Raw genomic sequence first — 23,648 nt, 5'->3', positions numbered from 1 at the left:
GTCAGTGTAACCAATTCAACTCACGCGGGTGCGGGACCAGTCGACCATTTCCTCGGCCATCAACGGCAATGCCGCCCATGCCCCTTGAACGAACGGACAGCCGTGTGCCCTGAGCCAGTGGGCCTGCTCTTGGGTTTCCACGCCCTCGGCCACCACCAGCACTTCAAAATGCGCACACAACTCAATGATGCTGCGGGCCATGGCCGCATCGCGCGCCGAGCCCGGCAGGCGCGCCACTAATTTCGGATCGAGCTTGAGGGTGTCGAACTCCAGATCGCGCAGATGGGCCAGGGAACACTGCCCGGAACCAAAGTCATCCAAGGCGATACGCACACCAATGCGACGCAACAACTTGAGTTGCTTGATGGCCTCCTCGCGGTTACTCATCAGGCAATCCTCGCCGATTTCCACCTCCAACTGACGCCCGTTCAAACCGTAGCACTCCAGCATCTGCTGCAGCTGGTTGGCCAGGTTGGGCATATTGAACTGGCTGCTGCTCAGGCTCATGCTCAGCACCAGCTCTTCATCGAAAGTGCTGTGCCAGGCATGACGCTGGGCGGCGACCTGCTGGTAAATCCACGCGCTCAATTGGCTGATCAGCCGCGCTTCCTCCAGCAACGGCAGGAACAACCCCGGCGGCACGTCACCCACACTGGGATGCTGCCAGCGCAACAACGCTTCCACGCCGCGCAGGCGCCCATCCTCCAACGACACTTGCGGCTGGTAGACGAGGGTGAACTCTTTATTTTCGATTGCCGTGCGCACGCTGTCTTCGAGCATCAAGCGTGAGCGGGCACGCCCGTTCATTTCCTGGTCGAAATAGCGATATTGCTGACGCCCTGCGCGTTTGGCTTCGTACATAGCGATATCGGCCGCCCGCAGCAGACCATTCAAATCCGCGCCGCAGTCTGGAAACGTGGCGATGCCGATACTCACGCCGAGCATCACATCCAAACCGTCAACTTGCTGACAGACAGACACCCGTTCGATCAGTTTTTCCGAAATTTTTGCCGCCTGCTCCGGAAACTCCAGCTCCACCAACGCGGTAAATTCATCGCCGCCCATGCGTCCGATGATGTCGTAGGAACGCAGGCAACCTTGCAGTTGTTCCGAGACCCAGCGCAGCACCCGATCCCCTGCATCATGGCCCAGGGAATCGTTGACCCTCTTGAATCCATCGAGGTCCAGATACAGCAGCACCAGCGACTGCTCCCCCCGCTCGCCACGCAACAGGCTGTTTTCCACGGCTTGATAGAACCCACGGCGATTGAGCAAACCGGTGAGTGGGTCGGTGACCGCTTGAAACTCCAGTTGCTGATGCAGGTGGCGCACCTCGGACATGTCCAGCACCGTCACCACCATCGCCTTCTGCTCGGACGGCAGCGGCGCGCAGGATAACGCCACAGGCACCTGCTGACCGCGACCGGTGCGCAGCAGGGCGTCATGCAGGCGCCAGGTCTGGCCCGTTTGGTAACCGGCATACATCTGCGAATCCTGCCAACTAGGCAAATGAGGCTTTTGCAGAAAACTCAGAAACGGCTGGCCCTGCAGCTCATTGTGCGTGGCGTTGAGCAAGCGCGAGATCGCCGGGTTGGCGTACTGAATCACGCCCTCCTCGCTGACCACCAGGATGCCTTCGGCAGCGTTGTCGAGCACCGAGGCATTGAAGGCGCGGGCCGACTCCAGGTCGTGGCTCAAGCGCTGCAAAGCCCGGCGATTGCGCTGGTGCTCCAACAACGCCTGGACCTTGGGTTTGAGAATATGTGGGTCGAAAGGCTTGAACAGGTAATCGATGGCGCCGCTGGCATAGCCTTCCAAGACGGAAGCAGGCGATTGCGCATTGGCACTCAGAAAAATGATCGGGGTCATGCGCGTACGTTGACTGCCGCGCATCAGGCGGGCGACTTCAAAACCGTCCATGCCCGGCATCATCACGTCCAGCAATACCAAATCGACGTCATGCTGCAGCAGCAACTCCAAGGCTTCCACGCCGGACGCAGCGGTCACCACGTGCCAATCCTCACGTTGCAGAAGGGCGCGCATGCTGATCAGGTTTTCGGGGTAGTCGTCGACCACCAGAAGAACCGAACTGCCATCGCCGTGGTGTGGAGCGCATTCCATGCTACGTCTCATCCTTAGATTGCCGCTCCGGTCACTTCTGAGATAAAACCCGGATAAACACTGAGGCTTCACTCTAGCTCTGGTTCTGAAAAATCAGAAGGGAAGTGGATGCCATCATTGCGCCAAAGTTCGGGCAGCCGACTAACGGTCAACCTCTACAGCCCCCGATTCATGGGAAACATGGCATTTTGACATTCCGTTGACGCCAATAAACTGCCATCGATTGTTTAACAATTGGACGGCCACCGCCTATAAAGAACGTTTAAGGCCCCGTGCCAGAGCTTTCACCCCCGTAAAAGGCCAATGCCATGATCGACCTCTCTACTTGGAACCTGAGCATTCCGGTCGGCTCGCCCCCCGCGACCATCGAAACCCCGAAACTGCTCAGCGGCTTCAACGACCAATATTTCCAGGCCGAAGGCAGCAATGTGCAATTCTGGACACCCGTCACCGGTACCCGCACCGAAAACGCCATCTACCCCCGCAGCGAACTGCGCGAAACCTACGCCGATGGCCGCCTGCGCAACTGGACCTACCCCGACGCCGACAACTTCCTACGCGCCACCCTCACCGTCAACCAGGTGCCTTCCACTGGCAAAATCGTGATTGGCCAAATCCACGCGTATGAGAGCCAGAAACCGCTGATCAAACTTGAGTATCAATTCAAGGAAAAAACCCAGACCGGCAACATCGTCGCCAAAGTGCGCATGCGTCCGGACGAAGAGGAGAGCCGCGTGATCACCGTGGCCTCCAACGTACCGCTGGAAAAGAGCTTCACCTACGTGATCAACCTCAACAAAGCCGGACTGCTGAGCGTCTATGCCGCCGATGGCGAATGGAACGAACGCATCGGCGCCGCCTGGGGCGCCAAGCCGCTGTACTTCAAGGCCGGCGCTTATGTGCAGGACAACAGCGGGGATAGCAAGGAAGGAGCGAAGGTGACGTTCGACAAGTTGGATATTGATCACGAGTAAAGGATTCTGTGGGAGCCGGCTTTGCTCGGCCCCCACATTTGCGAGGGGCTTTTCACCTGCTTATTGCACAGGCAATTTAATCGGAGCAGGTCCTTTTGAATTCATTACGTTAAAGGCGCATTTAGAAACACTGCTCTGGATACATTCGTTGTTCTCATTCCAATTAGAGCCCTGTGCCACGGGAGACGAACGAATCTCTGGGACATTCTCAAGTGTTCGTCACTTCCTGCGCCGACGTAATTACAAGCCACATAGTAATAAGCGTGGCTGGTCTCAATATCTGTACCTTGTTTAATGGCTGCACCTTGGAACTTAAATGCGGCTGTAATAGAACTGTCTTCAATGTTTTGCTCACCCTTCCAAACACCGCTCCGATCCGCAAACTGGCGACTGACAGCCTTGATGGTCGAGACCTCAGGGCAATTCAACTCCACTCCGTATACCTGCCCTATAAGCATAAAAGCACCGAGTATTGCACCCATTTTCAAGCACTTGAAAGTGTCATGACCGCGTACTCCTTTACTGGATTGATAGCCCAATAATGAGGACAAAACGCAATCGATGACACTGTAAACTTCGACAGTCTTATAGATAAATTCCAAATAACCACAAACCCATAGATAACCGAATAATAGATCAGCACACCGCCCCCATTAATGAGCCTGATAGGGGCTCGGTTTTTTATGCCTATTGCTTGGGATTTAAGCGCGAGTCTGGATTCTGCTAAGTGCTGCACAGCGTACCCTAAAAAATCGGCTGAATCCCTGAGGATTTATTAGCCCAGTACAAACGCGTTATAACACGTGATACACACCCCATATTACGTTCATGGCCGCTAGGGCGCCCCCCATACTGGTCAATATTAACGTAGATATCCCCTGCGTCGTACTCGGTTTCTCCGATCAAACTCCCGAAATTAAGCCACAAAGAAGAGTATTTGAATCACAACGACAATCAAATCTTTCGCACATATGCAACTAAATATTTCATAACTGTGTATTACTTAATATTTTCAAAAATCAGCGGTAGCGCGAAATGTGGGAAGTATCAATCAGAATAACCCTACAAGCTCATACAAAAATCAAACAAGGACTTAGATAAAAATAATACAGCTCAAAAAAAACACACATTGACAATCAAAATAAACCTTCATACGGTTTGAGTGCATCGCCAATCTGCGAATGCAATAACACTGAGGAACTATATATGAATCGTGTAATTATAGAACCGACGCTTAACAATCAGTCAAACGATGCGTACCAGACACCTCACTTCTCAATTAAGAGGGTGACTGTACCGCGCTATAAATATACCCCCAACGGTGGAGGTAGCGTTATCGAAGCGTCTGACGGCAGAAAGCTAGCAGTTAAATAACGATATGCCGCCTGGGCTTCGGCTCAGGCAGCCACTAAAAATGAACCTCACTCATGGGTGGTCAGGCGGCTATGTGTTCTGCGAAAAAAAAATGGCTTTCGAATGACATATTCTTTCTACTGAAAGATGGTGCGATTTATTTGTGGGACTATAGAAATCACATCCAATTTCAAATAAGCGTAAGTGAATTTGAACGGCTAGTGACTTTTTCCACAGGCGATTTCGTATCGGACACAGCCGATGACGTGTCTATAGATAGCTCAGGGGTACTGTGTGAAGTGAAGCCAACCGATGATTGGGGCTGGGACGTGCTATCAAAAATATTCCATATCGGAACGTCTCATCCAAATCCTCCAACCCCAGACAAGCCTGAAATGTACATTGAGTACGCTAAAAGCTATTTAGATTTTTGTAAGTCAATTCATAAAAATGAACCAAATATTTTTTTAATAAAAGGAGGAAAAAAGACATTACTACCCCCTCCAAATCTTTCGGCCATTAAAGAAGCAAGCCTTTGGGAGACGCTTTTAGCACGTCACACCTGCCGAGATTTTTTTGACACCCCAGTATCAATATCATCACTGGCGACCATACTGTATGGAACTTTAGCGGACAAAAAAGAGACCGATTACGACGCTCCCATTGGCGCTCAAAAATTTGGTTTCAGAAGGACATCACCTTCGGCCGGAGGCTTACAAGCTACGGAGGGTTATGTATGGGTGCAAAATGTCGAGGATCTTGACCCTGGCATTTATCATTATATATGTGAACAGCATACCCTGGAGAGGGTACGCGACCTTCCGCCTGAAGTATTATCTACTTATTTATGCGGTCAGCACTGGGCAAACAATTTAGCATTCGCAATTTTTTTCACATCTCGTTTTGACAAGCTTTGGTGGAAATACCCGCACTCTCGCGCCTATCGTCCCATGCTGCTCGACGTTGGACATTTATCACAAACTGCAAACTTATTAATCACGGCGCTTGGCCTACACCCTTGGCTGACCGGTTACTTTCATGACAAAGAAATAAATGAACTCTTAGAAGTCAACCTTCCTTCGGAGCAAGTCATTTTTTTAGTAGGAGCGGGACATGGAACAGGTAGTTCGTACACTAGAGAAGTTAGAGAACTACTTGACGGATCCTGATACTAATTAAGGGGATTGAGCATGGTCAATGTAGAAAACAATGAAACCGTAATACTTGGCCTTAAAGATGGACATAACGGGGCGGCAGCCCTAATTATTGATGACCACTTGGAGTTTTGTGTAGAAGCAGAAAAAGATAACGGCTTTCGGTTTTCAGGCGTGACACCTGACGTACTGTTGAAAGTCTCCAAAATGATCAAAAAACCCGTGGACGTAGTAGCTCAGAGCGGGTGGAGCAAAGGCAAAGGACTGAACTCAGAAAGCGACATAATTGGTGCGGGCTATTCAGGACTAAACAATATCATTCATCAAGAACGCTCGATGTTTGGTCACAACATTACTTATTTTTCATCATCCCATGAGCGTTCACACCTCTTATGCGGATACGGGCTTTCACCCTTTCCTCAAGGAAAGCCTTGCTATGCATTGCTCTGGGAGGGTTATTTCGGTGCATTCTATCGAATTGATGAAAACGTAAATATCACCAAATTGGGTAGTGCACTTAAAAACCCTGGGGACAGATTTGCTTTTTTATATGCGCTCGCAGATCCCACCTTCAATCTTGGACCAGGAAAAATTCGTTTAAGTGATGCAGGCAAGCTCATGGCACTTGCTGCTTATGGAGAAAATGGCGATCTTGATCAGGACGCCATACATATAATCGCCAACTTATTCGACAATAACATAAATTTCAGAAAACTTCACAAACTTCAATTCAGTAACAGCGCATATTATAACATGGGAATCGAGCACCCTAGATTTGCATCACTTGCACATCACTTCTCAAACGCAATCTTCAATATGTTTCGCGATTATGCACAGAAACTTATTTTTGATGACGCACCTTTATTAATAGTCGGCGGATGCGGATTAAATTGTGATTGGAATTCCAAATGGAAAGAGACGAAACTATTCTCTGATGTTTTTATTCCTCCGTGCACAAACGACAGTGGGTCTGCAATTGGAACTGCGATTGATGCATTATTGCACACCAAAGGAATTGCGAAAATAACTTGGTCACCCTATGCAGGAGAACCATCATACTCTGACATAGATAACACTGGCATCTTCGTTAGCGAGCCCTACGATACTAGACGTGTAGCACGACTGCTTCATACAGGCTGTATATTAGGTTGGGTACAGGGTAGATATGAAATAGGTCCTAGGGCTCTTGGAAATCGCTCAATATTAGCGGCGCCCTATCCTAGAGAAAATCTCGTTAGATTAAACAAAATCAAGAAACGCGAAGGGTTTCGCCCTATAGCACCGATATGTTTAGAAGAATGTATGGCTGAATACTTCTATCCCCCTGACCCCTCACCCTTCATGCTGGAATTTCGCAAAGTTATCTCAGCTAGCATACCGGCGGTGACACACGTCGATAATTCAGCGCGTCCGCAATCAGTCAATAAATTACAGAATATTCGTATGCACCAATTACTCAGCACCTATCATGCCGTATCAGGAGTCGGCGTACTTTGTAACACCTCTTTAAATTTCAACGGATGCGGCTTTATAAATAGACTAAGCGACTTGTATCGATTCGCCAGTGAAAATGAACTGGATGGCTTCGTATTTGAAGATAAGCTTTTTCTGCATCCAGACCGTCATAATGAAAACGTCAAGTAAACTTATTTGCGTGCAAGCGCTATCCAGTTTCTCACTGTGGCTCGATATTTTTTTAATCTTCACGGTTCCCGTTTATCTATGGCATGCCTCTCCTTCTTCGATAGCGTTCCTGGCTTTTTGCCTGGGTGCGCCTATGTTGTTTCTAGGTCCGATTATAGGATCGCTGATAGATCGATATGATGTAAGGAAAACACTAGTATCCGGCGCTTCACTCCGCATACTGTCTACTTTAGGGCTGGCAGTGTCTCCAGACCTTAAAAGCTTTTTGCTTTTCGTCATATTCAAAGGCATGTCAACCTTATTTTACCTTCCGTCAATAACCATTCTTGTTCGGCAATTGATACATGCTGATGAGCACAAATCTTTTTTCAGTCACGTAAGTTTATTTGATCAATCGTCAAAAATTCTTGCACCGTTACTTGCAGGCGTGTTAACGGCAGTATTGTCGCCTAAAGATTTATTCTTTTTCTCAGCTACCGCAGTTTTATTAACCTTTCCACTCCTGAGGTCTATTTGCCTATCACTCCGAACGCAAATTAAGGCAAGCTCCATCAAAGCCTTACCACTTTATCTCGATATAATAAGAGGACTATCTATATTCAACGCCTTACCTTTTCAACTACGCATAGGCTTTTTGTACTCCCTGCTTACATCGCTGGCTTTAGGTATTTATGACCCACATTTGGCGTCTTTTCTGGCCTATGAAGGTTTACATCCAGTCAATTTTTCAATAATCGTATCAGCGACGGCCGGAGGTGCAATAAGTGCCGCATTGATGATGAAATTTAAATTGAGAAACTTCGATGAAATTCTTCTTCGGTCAGGCGCATTACTTATTTTCTCTACAGCATTAACCCTGACCGCAATTTTAGTATTTTTCCAAACACCGGGGAGAGCCTACTTCTATCCAATGGTTTGGTTTTTGAATGGCTTCGGCTATGAGACACTCATAATATCTTCAAATATAATTCTTCAGCAATTATGTCCTACAGAAAATATTGGAAGAATATCCCTATCATTTAGAAGCATTCAAATACTTTGCGTGATAACGGGCCCCTCTTTAGGAACAATGCTAATAATCGCGGGTGGTCGCCCAGCACCTTTTATTGTGGCAGCAGGCATGGCATTTCTAACTGCGTCGGCGTCCGTTATGGTCTATTTATACTTGCAAAAAAAACAAGCGCACACACCTGTCAGCTAGTGCAGAATCAAAAAGTTCATTCCGTGAATCTCCTGTCTTGCGAACCCACCTAGCCAAATCTCAACAAGAAAAAGCCCGCATCGCTGCGGGCTTCTTTTTAAACGCCTGAGGCTTAGTTCACCTTAGCGTTCAACTCACCTTTCAAGTAACGCTGGTACATGGCTTCCAACGAGATCGGCTTGATCTTCGACGCATTGCCCGCAGTACCAAATGCTTCGTAACGAGCGATACACACATCACGCATCGCGGTGACGGTGGCGCCGAAGAATTTGCGCGGGTCGAATTCGCTCGGGTTGGTGGCCATCAGGCGACGCATTGCGCCGGTGGAGGCCAGGCGCAGGTCGGTGTCGATGTTGACTTTGCGCACGCCGTACTTGATGCCTTCGACGATTTCTTCAACCGGTACGCCGTAGGTTTCTTTGATGTCGCCGCCGTACTGGTTGATGATCGCCAGCCACTCCTGCGGTACCGAGGAAGAACCGTGCATCACCAGATGGGTGTTAGGGATGCGCTTGTGGATTTCCTTGATACGGTCGATGGCCAGTACGTCGCCGGTCGGCGGCTTGGTGAACTTGTAGGCGCCGTGGCTGGTGCCGATGGCGATGGCCAGAGCGTCGACCTGAGTCTTTTTCACGAAGTCAGCGGCTTCTTCCGGGTCGGTCAGCATTTGGCTGTGATCCAGCACGCCTTCGGCGCCGATGCCGTCTTCTTCACCAGCCATGCCGGTTTCCAGGGAACCCAGGCAGCCCAGCTCGCCTTCCACCGAAACACCGCAAGCGTGGGCCATGGCCACGGTTTGCTGGGTAACGCGGACGTTGTATTCGTAGTCGGTTGGGGTCTTGCCGTCTTCGCCGAGGGAGCCGTCCATCATGACCGAGCTGAAGCCCAGTTGGATGGAGCGCTGGCACACGTCAGGGCTGGTGCCGTGGTCCTGGTGCATGCACACCGGGATGTGCGGGAATTCTTCGATCGCGGCCAGGATCAGGTGACGCAGGAACGGCGCGCCGGCGTATTTGCGGGCACCGGCCGAAGCCTGGACGATCACTGGGGAGTCGGTCTTGTCAGCGGCTTCCATGATGGCGCGCATCTGCTCAAGGTTGTTGACGTTAAAGGCTGGGACGCCATAGCCGAACTCGGCTGCGTGGTCCAGCATTTGACGCATGCTGATAAGTGCCATTGTGTTGTCTCTCCCGGTCGAGGGTCGTTAATCGTGCAAGCCTGCCGTAGCGGCGGCTGCTATTCAAGTTATTGCAGGCCAGGTGTTATGGGCCTGGCCTGCTGAATCGTTATTGCAAGTGTGGGAGGGGGCTTGCCCCCGATGACAGCCTGTCAGTGATGAATTTGTTGACTGATCCACCGCTATCGGTGGCAAGCCCCCTCCCACATTTTGATTTCATCAAATTTGAAATCTTATTGGGCCTTGCAGCCACGCCCGATCAAATCGTCGGTGGCGACCCAGTAAACCAGGCCTTCCTCACCTTTGGTGTGAAACGCCAGTTGGTCGTTACTGTACAGCACGCCCGAGGCGGCAACCTCCTGTTTAAGGCGGTAGACCTGGTCGGAACCGCCGAGGCGCACATCCACCTCGCTGCGGGCCGCATTGGCAAAGCGCCAGTTGACCTGGGCCTTGCTGTCGCAGGTCCAGGTGGTCCACTTATCGGCAGGGTCTGCCTTATTGAACATGTTGATGCTGCTGCAACCGGCCAACAGAGCCAGTGCCGCCAGGGCGAAAACGCCTTTCATTGCCAATCCTCGAACGGCGGCCCAAAGGCCGCCACTGCTGTCGGTTAGTTGATCAGACCCGTCAAGGGCAACCCTGTTCCTGACCGTTGGGCGCGGAGTCGTATTTCTCCAGCCGTTCATTGCCGATGCGCTTGTTGATCACCGGCATGGTTTCGGCCTGCCAGTCAGCCTGGTAGCAGCTCTGTTTCTGCTGCGCCGCAGGCTGTTCGGGCGTCGACGCCGCAGTGGGCGCGCTGCCGCAGCCGGCCAGCAGGCCCGCCGCGAACACCAGTGCCAATGACTTGATCATAGGAATGCTCCTTTTCCGGATCACGAGCCTTAGCCCTTGGCTCGGGTTTCCAGCACTTCAACGGCCGGCAGCACTTTGCCTTCGACGAATTCGAGGAATGCGCCACCACCGGTAGAAATGTAGGAGATTTGGTCAGCCACGCCATATTTATCGATGGCCGCCAGGGTGTCGCCGCCACCGGCGATGGAGAATGCCGAGCTGTCGGCGATGGCCTTGGCCAGCACCTTGGTGCCGTTGCCGAACTGGTCGAACTCGAACACGCCGACCGGACCGTTCCACAGAATGGTCTTGGAAGCCTTCAACAACTCAGCGAAGTTAGCCGCGGTTTGCGGGCCGATATCCAGAATCATGTCATCGGCGGCTACGTCAGCGATCAGCTTGACGGTAGCTTCGGCGCTTTCGGCGAATTCCTTGGCCACGACCACATCCACCGGCAACGGCACGCTGACTTTGGCGGCGATGGCGCGGGCGGTGTCGAGCAGATCCGGCTCGTACAGGGACTTGCCCACCGGGTGGCCAGCTGCGGCCAGGAAAGTGTTGGCAATGCCGCCGCCGACGATCAACTGATTGCAGATCTGGCTGAGGCTGTTAAGTACGTCCAACTTGGTAGACACCTTGGAGCCCGCCACGATGGCGGCCATCGGCTGTGCCGGCGCGCCCAGAGCCTTGCCCAGGGCTTCCAGCTCAGCGGCCAACAGAGGGCCGGCAGCCGCAACCTTGGCGAACTTGGCCACGCCGTGGGTCGAACCTTCGGCACGGTGAGCGGTGCCGAAGGCGTCCATGACGAACACATCGCACAGCGCAGCATATTGCTGGGCCAGTTCGTCGCTGTTCTTTTTCTCGCCTTTGTTGAAGCGCACGTTTTCGAACAGCACGATATCGCCGGCCTTCACGTCAACGCCGCCCAGGTAGTCAGCCACCAGCGGCACTTCACGGCCCAGGGCCTTGCTCAGGTAATCGGCTACCGGCTTGAGGCTGTTTTCGGCGGAGAACTCACCTTCGGTCGGACGACCCAGGTGGGAGCAGACCATCACGGCCGCACCTTTTTCCAGGGCCAGCTTGATGGTCGGCAGCGAGGCCAGGATTCGCGCATCGCTGGTGACAACACCGTCCTTGACTGGGACGTTGAGGTCTTCGCGAATCAGTACGCGCTTACCTTGCAGATCGAGGTCGGTCATCTTCAACACGGTCATGGGTCGCAGTTCCTGAATTACTGTTGAGGTTGTTTAGAGGCGATGTGCAGATAATGTTCCGCAACATCCAGCATTCGGTTGGCAAAACCCCATTCGTTATCGAACCAGGCCAGGATGTTCACCAGCCTGGGGCCGGAAACGCGGGTCTGGCTGGCATCGACAATCGCCGAATGCGGGTCATGGTTGAAATCGCAACTGGCGTGGGGCAACTCGGTGTAGGCCAGTAAACCTTTGAGCGGACCGCCGGTGGCGGCGTCGCGCAGGATCCGGTTGACCTCCACGGCATCGGTGTCGCTGACGGTTTGCATGGTGATATCCAGGCAGGACACGTTCACCGTCGGCACACGTACGGCTTTGGCCTGGATTCGCCCGGCAAGTTCCGGCAGCAAGCGTTCGATGCCGCGCGCCAGGCCGGTAGACACCGGAATCACTGACTGAAACGCCGACCGCGTGCGGCGCAGGTCTTCGTGGTGGTAAGCGTCGATCACCGGCTGGTCGTTCATGGCCGAGTGGATCGTGGTGATCGACACATAATCCAGGCCGATCGCCTGATCCAGCAGGCGCAACAACGGCACGCTGCAGTTGGTGGTACAGGACGCATTGGACACCAACCGCTCATCGCCAGTCAGGCAATCCTGGTTGATGCCATAGACGATGGTGGCGTCGACATCCGCCTCGCTGGCCATCGGCTGGGAAAACAGCACACGCGGCGCGCCGGCGTCGAGAAACCGCTGGCCATCGGCGCGGGTGTTGTAGGCACCGGAGCATTCCAACACCAGGTCGACGTCCAGCGCCGCCCAGTCGATGCCCTCGGGGGTGGCACTGCGCAGGACTTTCACGCAGTTGCCATTGATATGCAGACAATCGCCGTCGACCCGCACTTCGCCGGGGAATCGGCCATGGGTGGAGTCAAAGCGTGTCAGGTATTCGATGCTGGCCATGTCGGCCAAATCGTTGATGGCAACAATCTCGAACCCGGCTGCCGCCCCTCGCTCGAACAGAGCACGCAAGACGCAACGACCAATGCGGCCGTAGCCGTTGAGTGCAACTTTGTAGGGACGCGGTTGGGGCATAGGGCTCTCGATCAATAGTTCGCTCAGTGTTGAATGTTCCGACGCCATCGCGGGCAAGCCCGCTCCCACCTTCAGATCGCGATCCAATGTAGGAGCGGGCTTGCCCGCGATAGCGCCAGTACAGACAACGCAGACTGACTTAGTCTTCCAGCAGCTCTTCAGCCTGACCCAGGATGTTTTCCAGGGTGAAGCCAAACTCTTCGAACAAGGCTGGCGCCGGCGCCGACTCACCGTAGGTGGTCATGCCGATCACGCGGCCTTCCAGGCCCACGTACTTGTACCAGTAGTCGGCGTGTGCCGCCTCGATGGCGATACGCGCACTGACCTGCAACGGCAGCACCGATTGCTTGTAGCCGGCGTCCTGGGCTTCGAACACGCTGGTGCACGGCATGGATACAACGCGCACGTTACGGCCCTGCTCAGTCAGCTTGTCGTACGCCTGAACCGCTAGGCCCACTTCGGAACCGGTGGAGATCAGGATCAGCTCCGGCTCGCCCACGCAGTCCTTGAGCACGTAACCGCCGCGGCTGATGTCGGCGATCTGCGCGTCGGTGCGCGCCTGATGCTGCAGGTTCTGACGGGAGAAGATCAGCGCTGTAGGGCCGTCCTTACGCTCGATGGCGTGCTTCCAGGCCACGGCGGATTCCACCGCGTCGGCTGGGCGCCAGCAATCCAGGTTCGGCGTGGTACGCAGGCTGGTCAGTTGTTCGACCGGCTGGTGCGTCGGGCCGTCTTCGCCCAGACCGATGGAGTCGTGGGTGTATACATGGATCACGCGCTTCTTCATCAGCGCGGCCATGCGCACGGCGTTGCGGGCGTATTCCATGAACATCAGGAAGGTTGCGCCGTAAGGCACCAGACCACCGTGCAAGGACACGCCGTTCATGATGGCGCTCATGCCGAACTCGCGCACGCCGTAGTACATGTAGTTGCCGCTGGCATCTTCGGCCGTGACACCTTTGCAGCCTTTCCACAGGGTCAGGTTGGAGCCGGCCAGGTCGGCCGAGCCGCCGAGGAACTCAGGCAGCAACGGGCCAAAGGCGTTCAGGGTGTTCTGGCTGGCTTTACGGCTGGCGATGGTCTCGCCCTTGGCAGCGACTTCGGCGATGTAGGCAGATGCCTTTTCCGAGAAGTCAGCAGGCAGATCACCGGCCAGGCGGCGGACCAGCTCGTTGGCCAGCTCCGGGAATTCGGCGGAGTAGGCAGCGAAGCGCTGGTCCCACTCGGCTTCGGTGGCCAGGCCTTTTTCCTTGGCATCCCATTCGGCGTAGATGTCAGCCGGGATTTCGAACGGGCCGTGGTTCCACTTCAGCGCTTCGCGGGTCAGGGCGATTTCCGCGTCACCCAGTGGAGCGCCGTGGCAGTCTTCCTTGCCTTGCTTGTTCGGCGAGCCGAAACCGATGGTGGTCTTGCAGCAGATCAGGGTCGGCTGCGCGCTCTTGCGGGCGGTGTCGATCGCGGTTTTGATCTCTTCCGGGTCGTGACCGTCGACGTTGCGGATCACCTGCCAGTTGTAGGCTTCGAAACGCTTCGGGGTGTCATCGGTGAACCAGCCTTCGACTTCGCCGTCGATGGAGATGCCGTTGTCATCGTAGAAGGCGATCAGCTTGCCCAGGCCCAGGGTGCCGGCCAGGGACGCGACTTCGTGGGAAATGCCTTCCATCATGCAGCCATCACCCAGGAACACATAGGTGTGGTGATCGACGATGTCGTGGCCAGGGCGGTTGAACTGCGCGCCCAGCACTTTTTCAGCCAGGGCGAAACCCACGGCGTTGGCCAGGCCTTGGCCCAGCGGCCCGGTGGTGGTCTCGACGCCTGGGGTGTAGCCGAATTCCGGGTGGCCCGGCGTGCGGCTGTGCAGCTGGCGGAAGCTCTTGAGGTCGTCGATGGTGACGTCGTAGCCGGTCAGGTGCAGCAGCGAATAGATCAGCATCGAGCCATGGCCGTTGGACAGCACGAAGCGGTCACGGTCGGCGAACGATGGGTTACTCGGGTTGTGTTTCAGGTAGTCACGCCAAAGCACTTCGGCGATATCCGCCATGCCCATCGGGGCACCGGGATGGCCGCTGTTGGCTTTTTGCACGGCATCCATGCTGAGGGCACGAATGGCGTTGGCACGCTCACGACGGCTGGGCATCGCTGTTCTCCTGCGGATATAGAAAGAAACGGAAAAAAGGACCGGCATTTTCCCTCAGCCACCGCCTGCGGGCAATGACAGATAGTCACTTGAGGCGGTTTTTCCTGTGGTTTGCGCGGCAATCGTCTGCGGAAACCTTTCACGTGTTCGTCTAAAGGTTATAGCGACTGCTTATAACCGCCACTTATCGATCAATATCAAAACTTTTTGATATTGACCTTGCGAGCGCCCTGCCCCACCACTAGACTGCTGGCCTTATGAACCTATCTGTGCCCTCCCTGCGTCCCGACGATGGTGAAGAGCTGGCCGCTTTGTGCAAAGCCGCCGGTGACCCCTTGCGCCTGAACGTTTTACGGGCCCTGACCAACGATTCTTTCGGGGTGCTGGAGCTGGCGCAGATTTTCGCCATCGGCCAATCGGGCATGAGCCATCACTTAAAGGTGCTGTCCCAGGCCGAATTGGTCGCCACCCGCCGCGAAGGCAATGCGATTTTTTACCGCCGCGCCCTGCCCCACACCGAACTGCTCGGCGGCAAACTGCACGCCGCCCTACTGGAGGAAGTGGACAACCTGAGCCTGCCGAACGATGTCCAGGCACGTATCGGTCAGGTCCACGGGCAACGTGCCGCGGCCAGTCAGGACTTTTTCGCACGGGTCGCCGAGAAGTTTCGCGCCCAGCAGGATTTGATCGCCGGTTTACCGCAGTACCGCGACAGCGTACTGGCGTTGTTGGACAAGCTGAGCTTCAGTGAAGAGGCCACGGCGCTGGAAGTCGGCCCCGGCGACGGCGGTTTTCTGCCGGAGCTGGCACGCCGCTTTCAGCAAGTCACGGCGCTGGACAACAGCCCGGCAATGCTGGAGCTGGCGCGCCAGCTCTGCGAGCGAGAAGCCTTGGGCAACGTCAACCTGCAGTTGGCCGACGCCTTGAAAGACAGCAGCCTGCGGGCCGACTGCGTGGTGCTGAACATGGTCTTGCACCATTTCGCCGCCCCCGCCGACGCCCTCAAGCAAATGGCCGGATTACTGCACCCCGGCGGCAGCCTGCTGGTGACGGATTTATGCAGCCACAACCAGAGTTGGGCCAGGGAGGCCTGCGGTGATCTCTGGTTGGGTTTTGAACAGGACGATCTGGCCCGTTGGGCCACCGCTGCGGGACTCGTTCCCGGGGAAAGCCTCTATGTAGGTTTACGTAATGGTTTCCAGATCCAGGTCCGCCACTTTCAGCGACCGGCTGGCGACACTCACCATCGGTAAATATCAGGAAAACATCGAGATGAGCGAATACTCCCTTTTCACCTCCGAGTCCGTGTCTGAAGGGCATCCGGACAAAATCGCCGACCAGATTTCTGATGCGGTGCTGGACGCCATCATCGCTGAAGACAAGTTCGCCCGCGTGGCGTGCGAGACCCTGGTGAAAACCGGTGTAGCGATCATCGCCGGCGAAGTGACCACCTCCGCCTGGGTCGACCTGGAGCAACTGGTCCGCGACGTGATCACCGACATCGGCTACAACAGCTCCGACGTCGGCTTCGACGGCGCCACCTGCGGCGTGATGAACATCATTGGCAAGCAGTCGCCCGACATCAACCAGGGTGTCGACCGCGCCAAACCGGAAGACCAGGGCGCAGGCGACCAGGGCCTGATGTTCGGCTACGCCAGCAACGAAACCGACGTGCTGATGCCGGCCCCGATCACCTTCTCCCACCAGTTGGTCAAGCGCCAGGCCGAAGCCCGTAAATCCGGCCTGCTGCCGTGGCTGCGTCCGGACGCCAAGTCCCAGGTAACCTGCCGTTACGAAGGCGGCAAAGTCGTCGGCATCGACGCGGTGGTGCTGTCGACTCAGCACAACCCGGACGTGTCCTACGCCGACCTGCGCGAAGGCGTGATGGAACTGATCGTCAAGCATGTACTGCCGGCAGAACTGCTGAGCAAGGACACCCAGTTCCACATCAATCCGACTGGCCAGTTCATCATCGGCGGCCCAGTGGGCGACTGCGGCCTGACCGGTCGCAAGATCATCGTCGACAGCTACGGCGGCATGGCCCGCCACGGCGGTGGTGCGTTCTCCGGCAAAGACCCGTCCAAGGTGGACCGTTCGGCCGCCTACGCCGGTCGTTACGTGGCCAAGAATATCGTGGCCGCCGGCCTCGCCGAACGTTGCGAAATTCAGGTTTCCTACGCTATCGGCGTGGCTCAGCCTACGTCGATCTCGCTGAACACCTTCGGCACCGGCAAGATCAGCGATGACAAGATCGTCAAACTGGTGCGTGAAGTCTTCGACCTGCGCCCCTACGCAATCACCACCATGCTCGACCTGCTGCACCCGATGTACCAGGAGACCGCAGCCTACGGCCACTTCGGTCGTACGCCTGAGCAGAAGACTGTCGGCGACGACACCTTCACCACCTTCACCTGGGAAAAAACCGACCGCGCCAACGACCTGCGTACCGCCGCCGGCCTGTAACAGTCGCGCTACTCAAACAGCCCTGCCCGGTCCACCCGGCAGGGCTTTTTATTGCCCGATGAATCGGGCGGGCGTTCACATTTTTTGGCTCCCAACCTTGCAGGCAAAATAATGGCTCTCTAGAATCCGCGCCCTCTCGGGCACCCACCCTATTTGGATATTGCCTTGCGCCAGTCCGGGATTACCCGGCGCGGCAATCGAACATTGAGGTTTTTCATGCGCATCTCCACGCTCGCCCCCGCCGCCCTTCTGCTCAGCTTGTTCGCCTTGCCGGCCCACACCGCCGATCTGAGCGCACTGAGCAGCGTCCTGGGCGCACATACAGGTGGCGGCAATGCCGGCGACTGCCAGAAGCAAGCCAACGACCTGCAGGCCAAGATCGATGCGGCCAACGCCCAGAACGACGTGTTGAAAGTGCGTGCGTTTGAAGCCGCGCTGGAACAGGTCAACAAAGGTTGCAACAAATTGGCTGAGTCCCAGGCCAAGGCCGACGCCAAGCAGCAAAACCAGGCGGCCAAAGCGGATAAGAACGACGCGGTGAAAGCGCTGGGCGGTCTGTTCAAGTAAACAGAAACACCCGGTAAAAAGCCCCGCACTGTCGGGGCTTTTTTGTGGGCAAACGGATCATTTAGGCTGGGCGCCCCTTCCGAGCAAGGATGCTCACGATGCGTTTTTTGATTGCTCTTTTACTCAGCGCGTTAACCTTCGGGGCCTTGGCCGAGAGCTGCCCCGACGAAGCCCGTCATCAGGTCGATGCCCTGGCCGAACAGGTACGCGTGTGGGACGACCGTTACCACCGCCTCGGCCAATCTCCCGTCAGCGACGAGCTCTACGATCAAGCCCGCCAACGTCTGGCTCATTGGCGCCAATGCTTTCCTTCCCCCACTGCTCCACCTGACCGGCCGCTGGCCAGTTCACGAGGCACCTTGCGCCACCCGGTCGCCCACACCGGCCTGGAAAAACTCTTGGACGAACAAGCAGTCGTGGCCTGGCTGGCGACGCGGCAGGACGTGTGGGTTCAACCCAAGGTAGATGGCGTCGCGGTGACCCTGGTTTATCGCAAAGGTCGGCTGGCGCAGGTGATCAGCCGTGGCGATGGAGTGCTTGGCCAGGACTGGTCGGCGTCTGCGCGCAAGATTCCCGGAATTGTCCAACAGTTGCCAGACCCCATCGACCTGGTGTTGCAAGGCGAACTCTATTGGCGACTGGACGCCCATGTGCAATCGCTACAGGGCGGGCTCAATGCTCGCAGCAAAGTGGCCGGGCTGATGAACCGCCGCCAGTTGAGCGACGCCGACGCCGCAGGTATTGGCCTGTTCGTCTGGGCCTGGCCCGATACCCCTTCTGGGTTCAGCGAGCGTCTGGCGACCCTGGCGCGCTGGGGCTTCACGGACAGCCAGCGCTACAGTCACCCCGTTCAAAGCCTCGACGAAGCCGCGCACTGGCGCACCTATTGGTACAACCATGCGCTGCCCTTTGCCAGTGATGGGGTCGTGTTGCACCAGGCGTCGCGCGCACCCGCCGAACGCTGGCAGGTCAGCACGCCATACTGGGCCGTAGCCTGGAAATATCCGGCCACCAAGGCGCTGGCCCTGGTGCGCCAGGTGCGGTTCAAGATCGGTCGCACCGGGCGGATCACTCCCCTCCTGGAGCTGGAACCGGTGCGGCTGGACGACCGGCAGATCAAACGGGTCAGCGCTGGCTCCTTGAAGCGCTGGCAAACCTTGGATATTCGCCCCGGCGACCAAGTGTCCATCACCCTCGCGGGCCAGATCATTCCACGGTTGGACCAGGTCATCCTGCGCAACCCCAACCGAGTCGCCTTGGCCGTCCCCGATCCAAAGGACTTTCACGCTTTGAGTTGCTGGCAACTGGACCCCGGCTGCGAAGAGCAATTGCTCGCGCGCCTGACCTGGCTCAGCGGCAACCAGGGCCTGGCGCTACCTCATATGGGCCGCGAGACCTGGAACGTATTGATCCAGGCCGGTCTAATCGCAGGCTTTCTCGATTGGTTAACCCTGGATGCGGCGCAGCTTGCTAACATTGAGGGCTTTGGTGAGCAAAGCCGCACGCGGGTGCTCGACAGCCTCCACCGCGCTCGACAACGGCCCTTTGCGCAATGGCTCAAAGCCTTGGGCGTCCCGCCTGTGGCACGCAACAACCTCAAGGGTGACTGGCACACGCTGGTCGCCCGCGACACCCAAGCCTGGATGGCCGAAGATGGCATCGGGCCGGGTCGAGCGGCGCAATTGAGCGCTTTTTTTCACGACCCGCAGGTGCGGGTCTTGGCGGAAACACTACATGCGGCCGGGATAGACGGGTTCTGAACCGGCCAGACACCGCTTTAACAGTCGGCAGAATTCACCCTGCCATTTGCGATCCAGGAGTTCCCTATGAAATGTTTAGCCCCGCTTGCCTTATCGATTGTCGCAAGCCTGATGACCACTCCGTTGCTGGCGGCCGATGATGCAGAACCCCTCACCGGCTGCGCCGCCAAGCGCCAGGCCATCAGCACCCAAATCGAGCAAGCCAAGGCCCACGGCAACAGCGAACAGCAAGCCGGCCTGGAAAAAGCCCTGAGCGAAGTCACCGCCCATTGCAACGACGCCACCCTGAAAAAAGAGCGGGAGAACAAGGTGCTCGACGCCAAGCATGAAGTCAGCCGTCGTCAGGCCGACCTCGACAAGGCCATGAAAAAGGGTGACCCAGATAAGATCAACAAGCGCAAAGACAAGCTGGCCGAGTCACGCAAAGAGTTGCAGAACGCAGTGGAAGAACTCGACCAGTAACACCGATCAATGGTCCCGGAACTGTTTATGGCAGGCACTGCAGGCATCTTCGACTTTCTGCACCGCAGGCCCGAGGTTATTGGCCTTGTAAGGCTGAACCTGGCTGGCGATCACCAATTCACCGGTGGCCGCTTCCAGGTCGCGCGCCAGTTGCTGGAACTGCGCCTGCTTTTGCCACACGTCGTCTTTGGCGCTGGTGTGATCTTCTTCACGCACGCTCGGAAAGTGCTGCCACGGCTCGTGGGCCAACGTATCGAGTTTGGCCGCGCCTTCGGCGAACTTCGCGCCGTCGAACGGAATACGCCCACGCAACATGCCGCCCAGGTCTTCGCTGGTCTTGAGCATCTGTTTGAAGATCGCCTTGCGCTGACCCAGAGGCGAATTCGGATCCACTCCGCCGCAGGCGGACAAAGTCAGGCAGGCCAGCAATACAACAGTCAGTCTTTTAAAAGTCATGATGGCTTCAAGGTCACGGAAACGGCGGCCAGTATCCTCGCCCCGTCCGCAAAGACCAATAGCCCTATTAATAATAAGGGTTGCCCAGCGCCGCTTCGGCGTGGGTGATCGCGTCAGGAATTGCTTGGATGACTATCACATTGAAACCCTGGAGCCGCCGTCTGGCGTGGCCTCTACCCCTCATCGCGCTGCTGGCCGGCTGCGACGCTGGCAAGGACACAGGCAAAGAAGTCGGCAAAGATGAAACCGTCAAACCTCACGCCGTCGCCACCTACGTGAATACTCCGTGGGAAGCCTTGCCGGTGGTGTCCGACAACGACTTAATGGCCGGTTTCGAAGCCTGGCGTAGCGCCTGCCAACGCCTCAAGGCCGACCCGGTCTGGGGCGCGACCTGCGCCGCAGCGGCTACGGTCCCGGCCGATGCGCCAGCAGTGCGCGGTTTTCTCAAGGAGCGCCTGGACGTTTTCGGCCTGCGCTCGGCGGACAACACTCCCAACGGCTTGATCACCGGCTATTACGAGCCGGTCTACCCCGGCAGCCTGACCAAGACCGCCACTGCTCACGTGCCGGTCTACGGGGTGCCGGATGATCTGATCATCGTCAATCTGGAGAGCATTTACCCCGAACTCAAAGGCAAGCGCCTGCGTGGTCGCCTGGAAGGCCGCGTGCTCAAACCGTATGACGATGCCAGTGTGATCAACGGCCAGGGCTCCAGCGCCAAGCCGATCGCCTGGCTCACCGACCCGATGGACCTGCAATTCCTGCAGATCCAGGGTTCGGGGCGCATCCAACTCAAAGGCGGGCGCCAATTGCGCGTGGGTTACGGCGACCAGAACGGCTACCCCTACCGCCCTATCGGCCGCTGGCTGGTGGAACAGGGTGAACTGAAGAAGGAAGAGGTCAGCATGGGTGCCATCAGCGCCTGGGCCAAGGCTCACCCGCAACGCATTCCGGAACTGTTGGCAAGCAACCCCAGCTATGTGTTCTTCAGCGCCCGCCCCGACAGCAACGAAGGCCCACGGGGCTCGCTGAATGTGCCGCTGACCGCCGGCTACAGCGTGGCGGTGGATCGTAAGGTGATTCCGTTGGGCAGCCTGTTGTGGCTGTCGACCACCAAGCCAGACGGTTCGCCGATTGCCCGCCCGGTCGCCGCCCAGGATACCGGTGGCGCCATCACTGGCGAAGTGCGTGCGGACCTGTTTTGGGGCACCGGCGATGCTGCGGGTGAGTTAGCGGGGAATATGAAACAGCAGGGCCAGATCTGGATGCTATGGCCCAAGGGCGCAACGTTGCCGCAAGTGCCGGACGCGCCCACCGGCACCTGACCAACGCTGAAAGCCCAATGAGGGAGGGAACACACCTCTCCCACATTGGGCAGCGGCGCCGCGCCTCAGATCGAGACGAAGAAGAAACTCGCGATCAACGCCATCCCCACCGCCCACACCAGCGAACGCAGGATCGCCCAGTCCGCCAGGTAGCAAATGATGTACAGCAGACGGCTGGTGATAAACAGCACCGCCAGCACGTTGATGGTCACCAATTCGGCCGTACCCGCCAGATGGGCGATAATCACCGCCGCCGCGAATGCCGGGGTGACCTCAAAACCGTTGAGCTGCGCGCTGTGGGCACGCTTGGCCACACCGTCCAGGCCCTCCAGAAAAGCCCGCGGGTCGTGGTTGTGGCGCAACCCGAATTTGCCCCCACTGAACTTGGCCACCCCCGTGCACAAGTACGGCAGAAAAATGGCGATCAATACACACCAGAAAGCGACTGTCATGACTTATTCCTTTTGTCGTTTTATGCAGCGATTAGAGTTCTAGCACTACATACGCAAAACCGCACGTATCCGCTATGAGCCGCGCGACACCGAAAGGTTCTACCGCACTTTCGCCCAAGACCTTGCAACCTCACACCGCCACTGCGCCCCCCCCCCATTCCCCCCAGCGTCCAAGCACCCCGGATGCTTGAACTTGTCGCCGCCTTTATTTACCTCACAACCCTGCTCACCTATATGGGCTTCCGCTTTATCGGCCTGCCGCCCACCATCGGCGTGATGCCGAACCTCAGTGAAGTGACGGGGATTTACGTCGCTACACAACACGTTTGCCTGAGGGCGCGCTGCAATTGCGCAGGTATTCAAGCAAGTGCCGCATCGCCAGTGGGCGGCGCGGCGTCGAGCTATGCATGATGACCAGATCCCGCGCATAGCGTGGCGCGTCGTCGACCGGCAAGACACACAGGCCATTGCCAGACATCCCTGCCCACTGCGGTACCAGTGATACCCCCATGCCTTGGGCAACCAACATGACGATGGTTTCCAAGGCATCCAGCTCACACAACACCTGCGGGTCAAAGGACTGTTCATCGAGGAAGCGCTGTGCAATCTGCCCACCCCACGAACGAGCGTCGTACCGAATGAATGAACGCTCGCGCAGCAATGCTTCTAACGTTTGCGTGCCCCACTCAGCCGGAGCAATCAGGATCAAAGGCTCAGCCCGCAATAAGGTCGTCGCCAAAGCCTTGGGTGGCTGAAAGGGAGGCCTGACAAGAATCGCAGCGTCCAGCTCCTGAGCCAGCAATCTCTCATAGAGACTTCTGGAGTCTCCTGGTGTGATCTTCAGTCTCAGCCCAGGTGCCGAAAGGGCCAGGCGCTCGATCACCGCCGGTAAAACGCCGGTCAATGCCGTCGAAATGGCACCGATCTTGATCTCTCCCGATAAGCCATCCTGGCTCAGATCCTCCTGCAATTCACGCGCCTGCTTAATGACTGCTTGAATTTTTGGTAACAACAATAGGCACTGGTCCGAGGGCCACGCGGCATGCGCAGTGCGCATAAGCAGCGTGCACCCCAACGTCCGCTCAAGCGCTTTGACTCGTTGGCTGATCGCCGCTGCACTACGATTTTCGCGGCGCGCGGCCGCAGCAATGGAGCCGGCTTCAATGACTGCGACCAGACTTCTCAGGAATCGAACATCCATAAGTTTTCCTTTCGCTCAGACCAAGGCGAACCCGTTTTACCCGGATACGCGGCCTGTTTAATTTGAGAGCTCCCCCACAC

Annotated in this window: 20 protein-coding genes and 1 pseudogene; 11 read left to right on the top strand and 10 right to left on the bottom strand. The window is 56.5% G+C overall.

Annotated elements, in window-relative coordinates:
- Nucleotides 1-15: 15 nt before the first annotated feature.
- Nucleotides 16-2,121, bottom strand: coding sequence for a bifunctional diguanylate cyclase/phosphodiesterase (locus tag K1567_RS18435; RefSeq protein WP_034101213.1), 2,106 nt, complete (start codon nucleotides 2,119-2,121; stop codon nucleotides 16-18).
- 308 nt (nucleotides 2,122-2,429) lie between these two features.
- Between K1567_RS18435 and K1567_RS18430 the strand changes: the two genes are divergently transcribed.
- The 4 genes from K1567_RS18430 to K1567_RS18415 all read left to right on the top strand — a co-directional run bounded on the left by K1567_RS18430 (nucleotide 2,430) and on the right by K1567_RS18415 (nucleotide 8,447).
- Nucleotides 2,430-3,095 carry a polysaccharide lyase family 7 protein gene (locus tag K1567_RS18430; protein WP_034101214.1) on the top strand — a complete coding sequence of 222 codons (666 nt, stop codon included), beginning with the start codon at nucleotides 2,430-2,432 and terminating at the stop codon, nucleotides 3,093-3,095.
- A gap of 1,427 nt (nucleotides 3,096-4,522) precedes the next feature.
- Nucleotides 4,523-5,617 (top strand): SagB family peptide dehydrogenase, encoded by a 1,095-nt coding sequence (locus K1567_RS18425; RefSeq protein WP_220698746.1) that lies wholly within the window; start codon nucleotides 4,523-4,525, stop codon nucleotides 5,615-5,617.
- A 21-nt stretch (nucleotides 5,618-5,638) separates the two neighbouring features.
- Nucleotides 5,639-7,246, top strand: a complete 1,608-nt coding sequence (locus tag K1567_RS18420) for a carbamoyltransferase C-terminal domain-containing protein (protein ID WP_220698745.1) — start codon at nucleotides 5,639-5,641, stop codon at nucleotides 7,244-7,246.
- Entirely contained in the window at nucleotides 7,230-8,447 is a 1,218-nt protein-coding gene (locus K1567_RS18415) for an MFS transporter (RefSeq protein ID WP_259445008.1), read from the top strand. Before K1567_RS18420 ends, K1567_RS18415 begins: the two co-directional genes overlap by 17 nt.
- Nucleotides 8,448-8,559: 112 nt before the next feature.
- Here the strand turns inward: K1567_RS18415 and fba are convergent, their stop codons facing one another.
- The 6 genes from fba to tkt form a co-directional block, all read right to left on the bottom strand.
- The gene (gene fba, locus K1567_RS18410; protein ID WP_003177554.1) at nucleotides 8,560-9,624 is read right to left on the bottom strand and encodes a class II fructose-bisphosphate aldolase; all 1,065 of its coding nucleotides are present in this window, start codon (nucleotides 9,622-9,624) and stop codon (nucleotides 8,560-8,562) included.
- Between the two features lie 233 nt (nucleotides 9,625-9,857).
- Complete coding sequence (locus tag K1567_RS18405) at nucleotides 9,858-10,190, bottom strand: MliC family protein (protein ID WP_169867572.1); 333 nt, start codon at nucleotides 10,188-10,190, stop codon at nucleotides 9,858-9,860.
- A 61-nt stretch (nucleotides 10,191-10,251) separates the two neighbouring features.
- Nucleotides 10,252-10,479, bottom strand: coding sequence for a lipoprotein (locus K1567_RS18400; protein ID WP_034101218.1), 228 nt, complete (start codon nucleotides 10,477-10,479; stop codon nucleotides 10,252-10,254).
- 29 nt (nucleotides 10,480-10,508) lie between these two features.
- On the bottom strand, nucleotides 10,509-11,672 hold the full coding sequence (locus K1567_RS18395) for a phosphoglycerate kinase (RefSeq protein WP_034101219.1): 1,164 nt from the start codon (nucleotides 11,670-11,672) through the stop codon (nucleotides 10,509-10,511).
- A gap of 17 nt (nucleotides 11,673-11,689) precedes the next feature.
- Nucleotides 11,690-12,745, bottom strand: a complete 1,056-nt coding sequence (epd, locus tag K1567_RS18390) for an erythrose-4-phosphate dehydrogenase (RefSeq protein ID WP_034101220.1) — start codon at nucleotides 12,743-12,745, stop codon at nucleotides 11,690-11,692.
- Between the two features lie 139 nt (nucleotides 12,746-12,884).
- Nucleotides 12,885-14,882, bottom strand: a complete 1,998-nt coding sequence (tkt, locus tag K1567_RS18385; RefSeq protein ID WP_034139639.1) for a transketolase — start codon at nucleotides 14,880-14,882, stop codon at nucleotides 12,885-12,887.
- A 257-nt stretch (nucleotides 14,883-15,139) separates the two neighbouring features.
- On the opposite strand from tkt, the gene K1567_RS18380 reads away from it, so the two are divergent.
- The 5 genes from K1567_RS18380 to K1567_RS18360 all read left to right on the top strand — a co-directional run bounded on the left by K1567_RS18380 (nucleotide 15,140) and on the right by K1567_RS18360 (nucleotide 20,134).
- Nucleotides 15,140-16,135, top strand: a complete 996-nt coding sequence (locus K1567_RS18380; protein ID WP_034115337.1) for a metalloregulator ArsR/SmtB family transcription factor — start codon at nucleotides 15,140-15,142, stop codon at nucleotides 16,133-16,135.
- A 19-nt stretch (nucleotides 16,136-16,154) separates the two neighbouring features.
- Nucleotides 16,155-17,345: a methionine adenosyltransferase gene (metK, locus tag K1567_RS18375; protein ID WP_034115338.1), complete on the top strand. Its 1,191-nt coding sequence runs from the start codon at nucleotides 16,155-16,157 to the stop codon at nucleotides 17,343-17,345.
- 216 nt (nucleotides 17,346-17,561) lie between these two features.
- Nucleotides 17,562-17,912, top strand: a complete 351-nt coding sequence (locus K1567_RS18370) for a DUF1090 family protein (RefSeq protein ID WP_034101224.1) — start codon at nucleotides 17,562-17,564, stop codon at nucleotides 17,910-17,912.
- Nucleotides 17,913-18,010: 98 nt separating this feature from the next.
- Entirely contained in the window at nucleotides 18,011-19,672 is a 1,662-nt protein-coding gene (gene ligB / locus K1567_RS18365; RefSeq protein WP_034115339.1) for an NAD-dependent DNA ligase LigB, read from the top strand.
- Nucleotides 19,673-19,738: 66 nt separating this feature from the next.
- On the top strand, nucleotides 19,739-20,134 hold the full coding sequence (locus K1567_RS18360; RefSeq protein WP_034101226.1) for a DUF1090 domain-containing protein: 396 nt from the start codon (nucleotides 19,739-19,741) through the stop codon (nucleotides 20,132-20,134).
- A 6-nt stretch (nucleotides 20,135-20,140) separates the two neighbouring features.
- On the opposite strand, the gene K1567_RS18355 is transcribed toward K1567_RS18360, so the two are convergent.
- Nucleotides 20,141-20,590: a cytochrome c gene (locus K1567_RS18355; protein WP_034101227.1), complete on the bottom strand. Its 450-nt coding sequence runs from the start codon at nucleotides 20,588-20,590 to the stop codon at nucleotides 20,141-20,143.
- A gap of 128 nt (nucleotides 20,591-20,718) precedes the next feature.
- On the opposite strand from K1567_RS18355, the gene K1567_RS18350 reads away from it, so the two are divergent.
- Nucleotides 20,719-21,915, top strand: a complete 1,197-nt coding sequence (locus K1567_RS18350; RefSeq protein WP_220698744.1) for a murein transglycosylase A — start codon at nucleotides 20,719-20,721, stop codon at nucleotides 21,913-21,915.
- A 65-nt stretch (nucleotides 21,916-21,980) separates the two neighbouring features.
- On the opposite strand, the gene K1567_RS18345 is transcribed toward K1567_RS18350, so the two are convergent.
- Complete coding sequence (locus tag K1567_RS18345; RefSeq protein ID WP_034101230.1) at nucleotides 21,981-22,367, bottom strand: MAPEG family protein; 387 nt, start codon at nucleotides 22,365-22,367, stop codon at nucleotides 21,981-21,983.
- Between the two features lie 183 nt (nucleotides 22,368-22,550).
- On the opposite strand from K1567_RS18345, the pseudogene K1567_RS27580 reads away from it, so the two are divergent.
- Nucleotides 22,551-22,646: pseudogene (locus K1567_RS27580) on the top strand (hypothetical protein); the annotation flags it as partial.
- A 34-nt stretch (nucleotides 22,647-22,680) separates the two neighbouring features.
- Here the strand turns inward: K1567_RS27580 and K1567_RS18340 are convergent.
- Nucleotides 22,681-23,568 carry a LysR family transcriptional regulator gene (locus K1567_RS18340; RefSeq protein WP_047881704.1) on the bottom strand — a complete coding sequence of 296 codons (888 nt, stop codon included), beginning with the start codon at nucleotides 23,566-23,568 and terminating at the stop codon, nucleotides 22,681-22,683.
- Nucleotides 23,569-23,648 lie beyond the last annotated feature (80 nt).

Source organism: Pseudomonas sp. S5F11 (assembly GCF_019641515.1).
GTDB classification, from domain to species: domain Bacteria; phylum Pseudomonadota; class Gammaproteobacteria; order Pseudomonadales; family Pseudomonadaceae; genus Aquipseudomonas; species Aquipseudomonas rhodesiae.
Note: the sequence above shows the minus strand (reverse complement) of the source record. Positions and strands in the feature narration are given on the sequence as shown.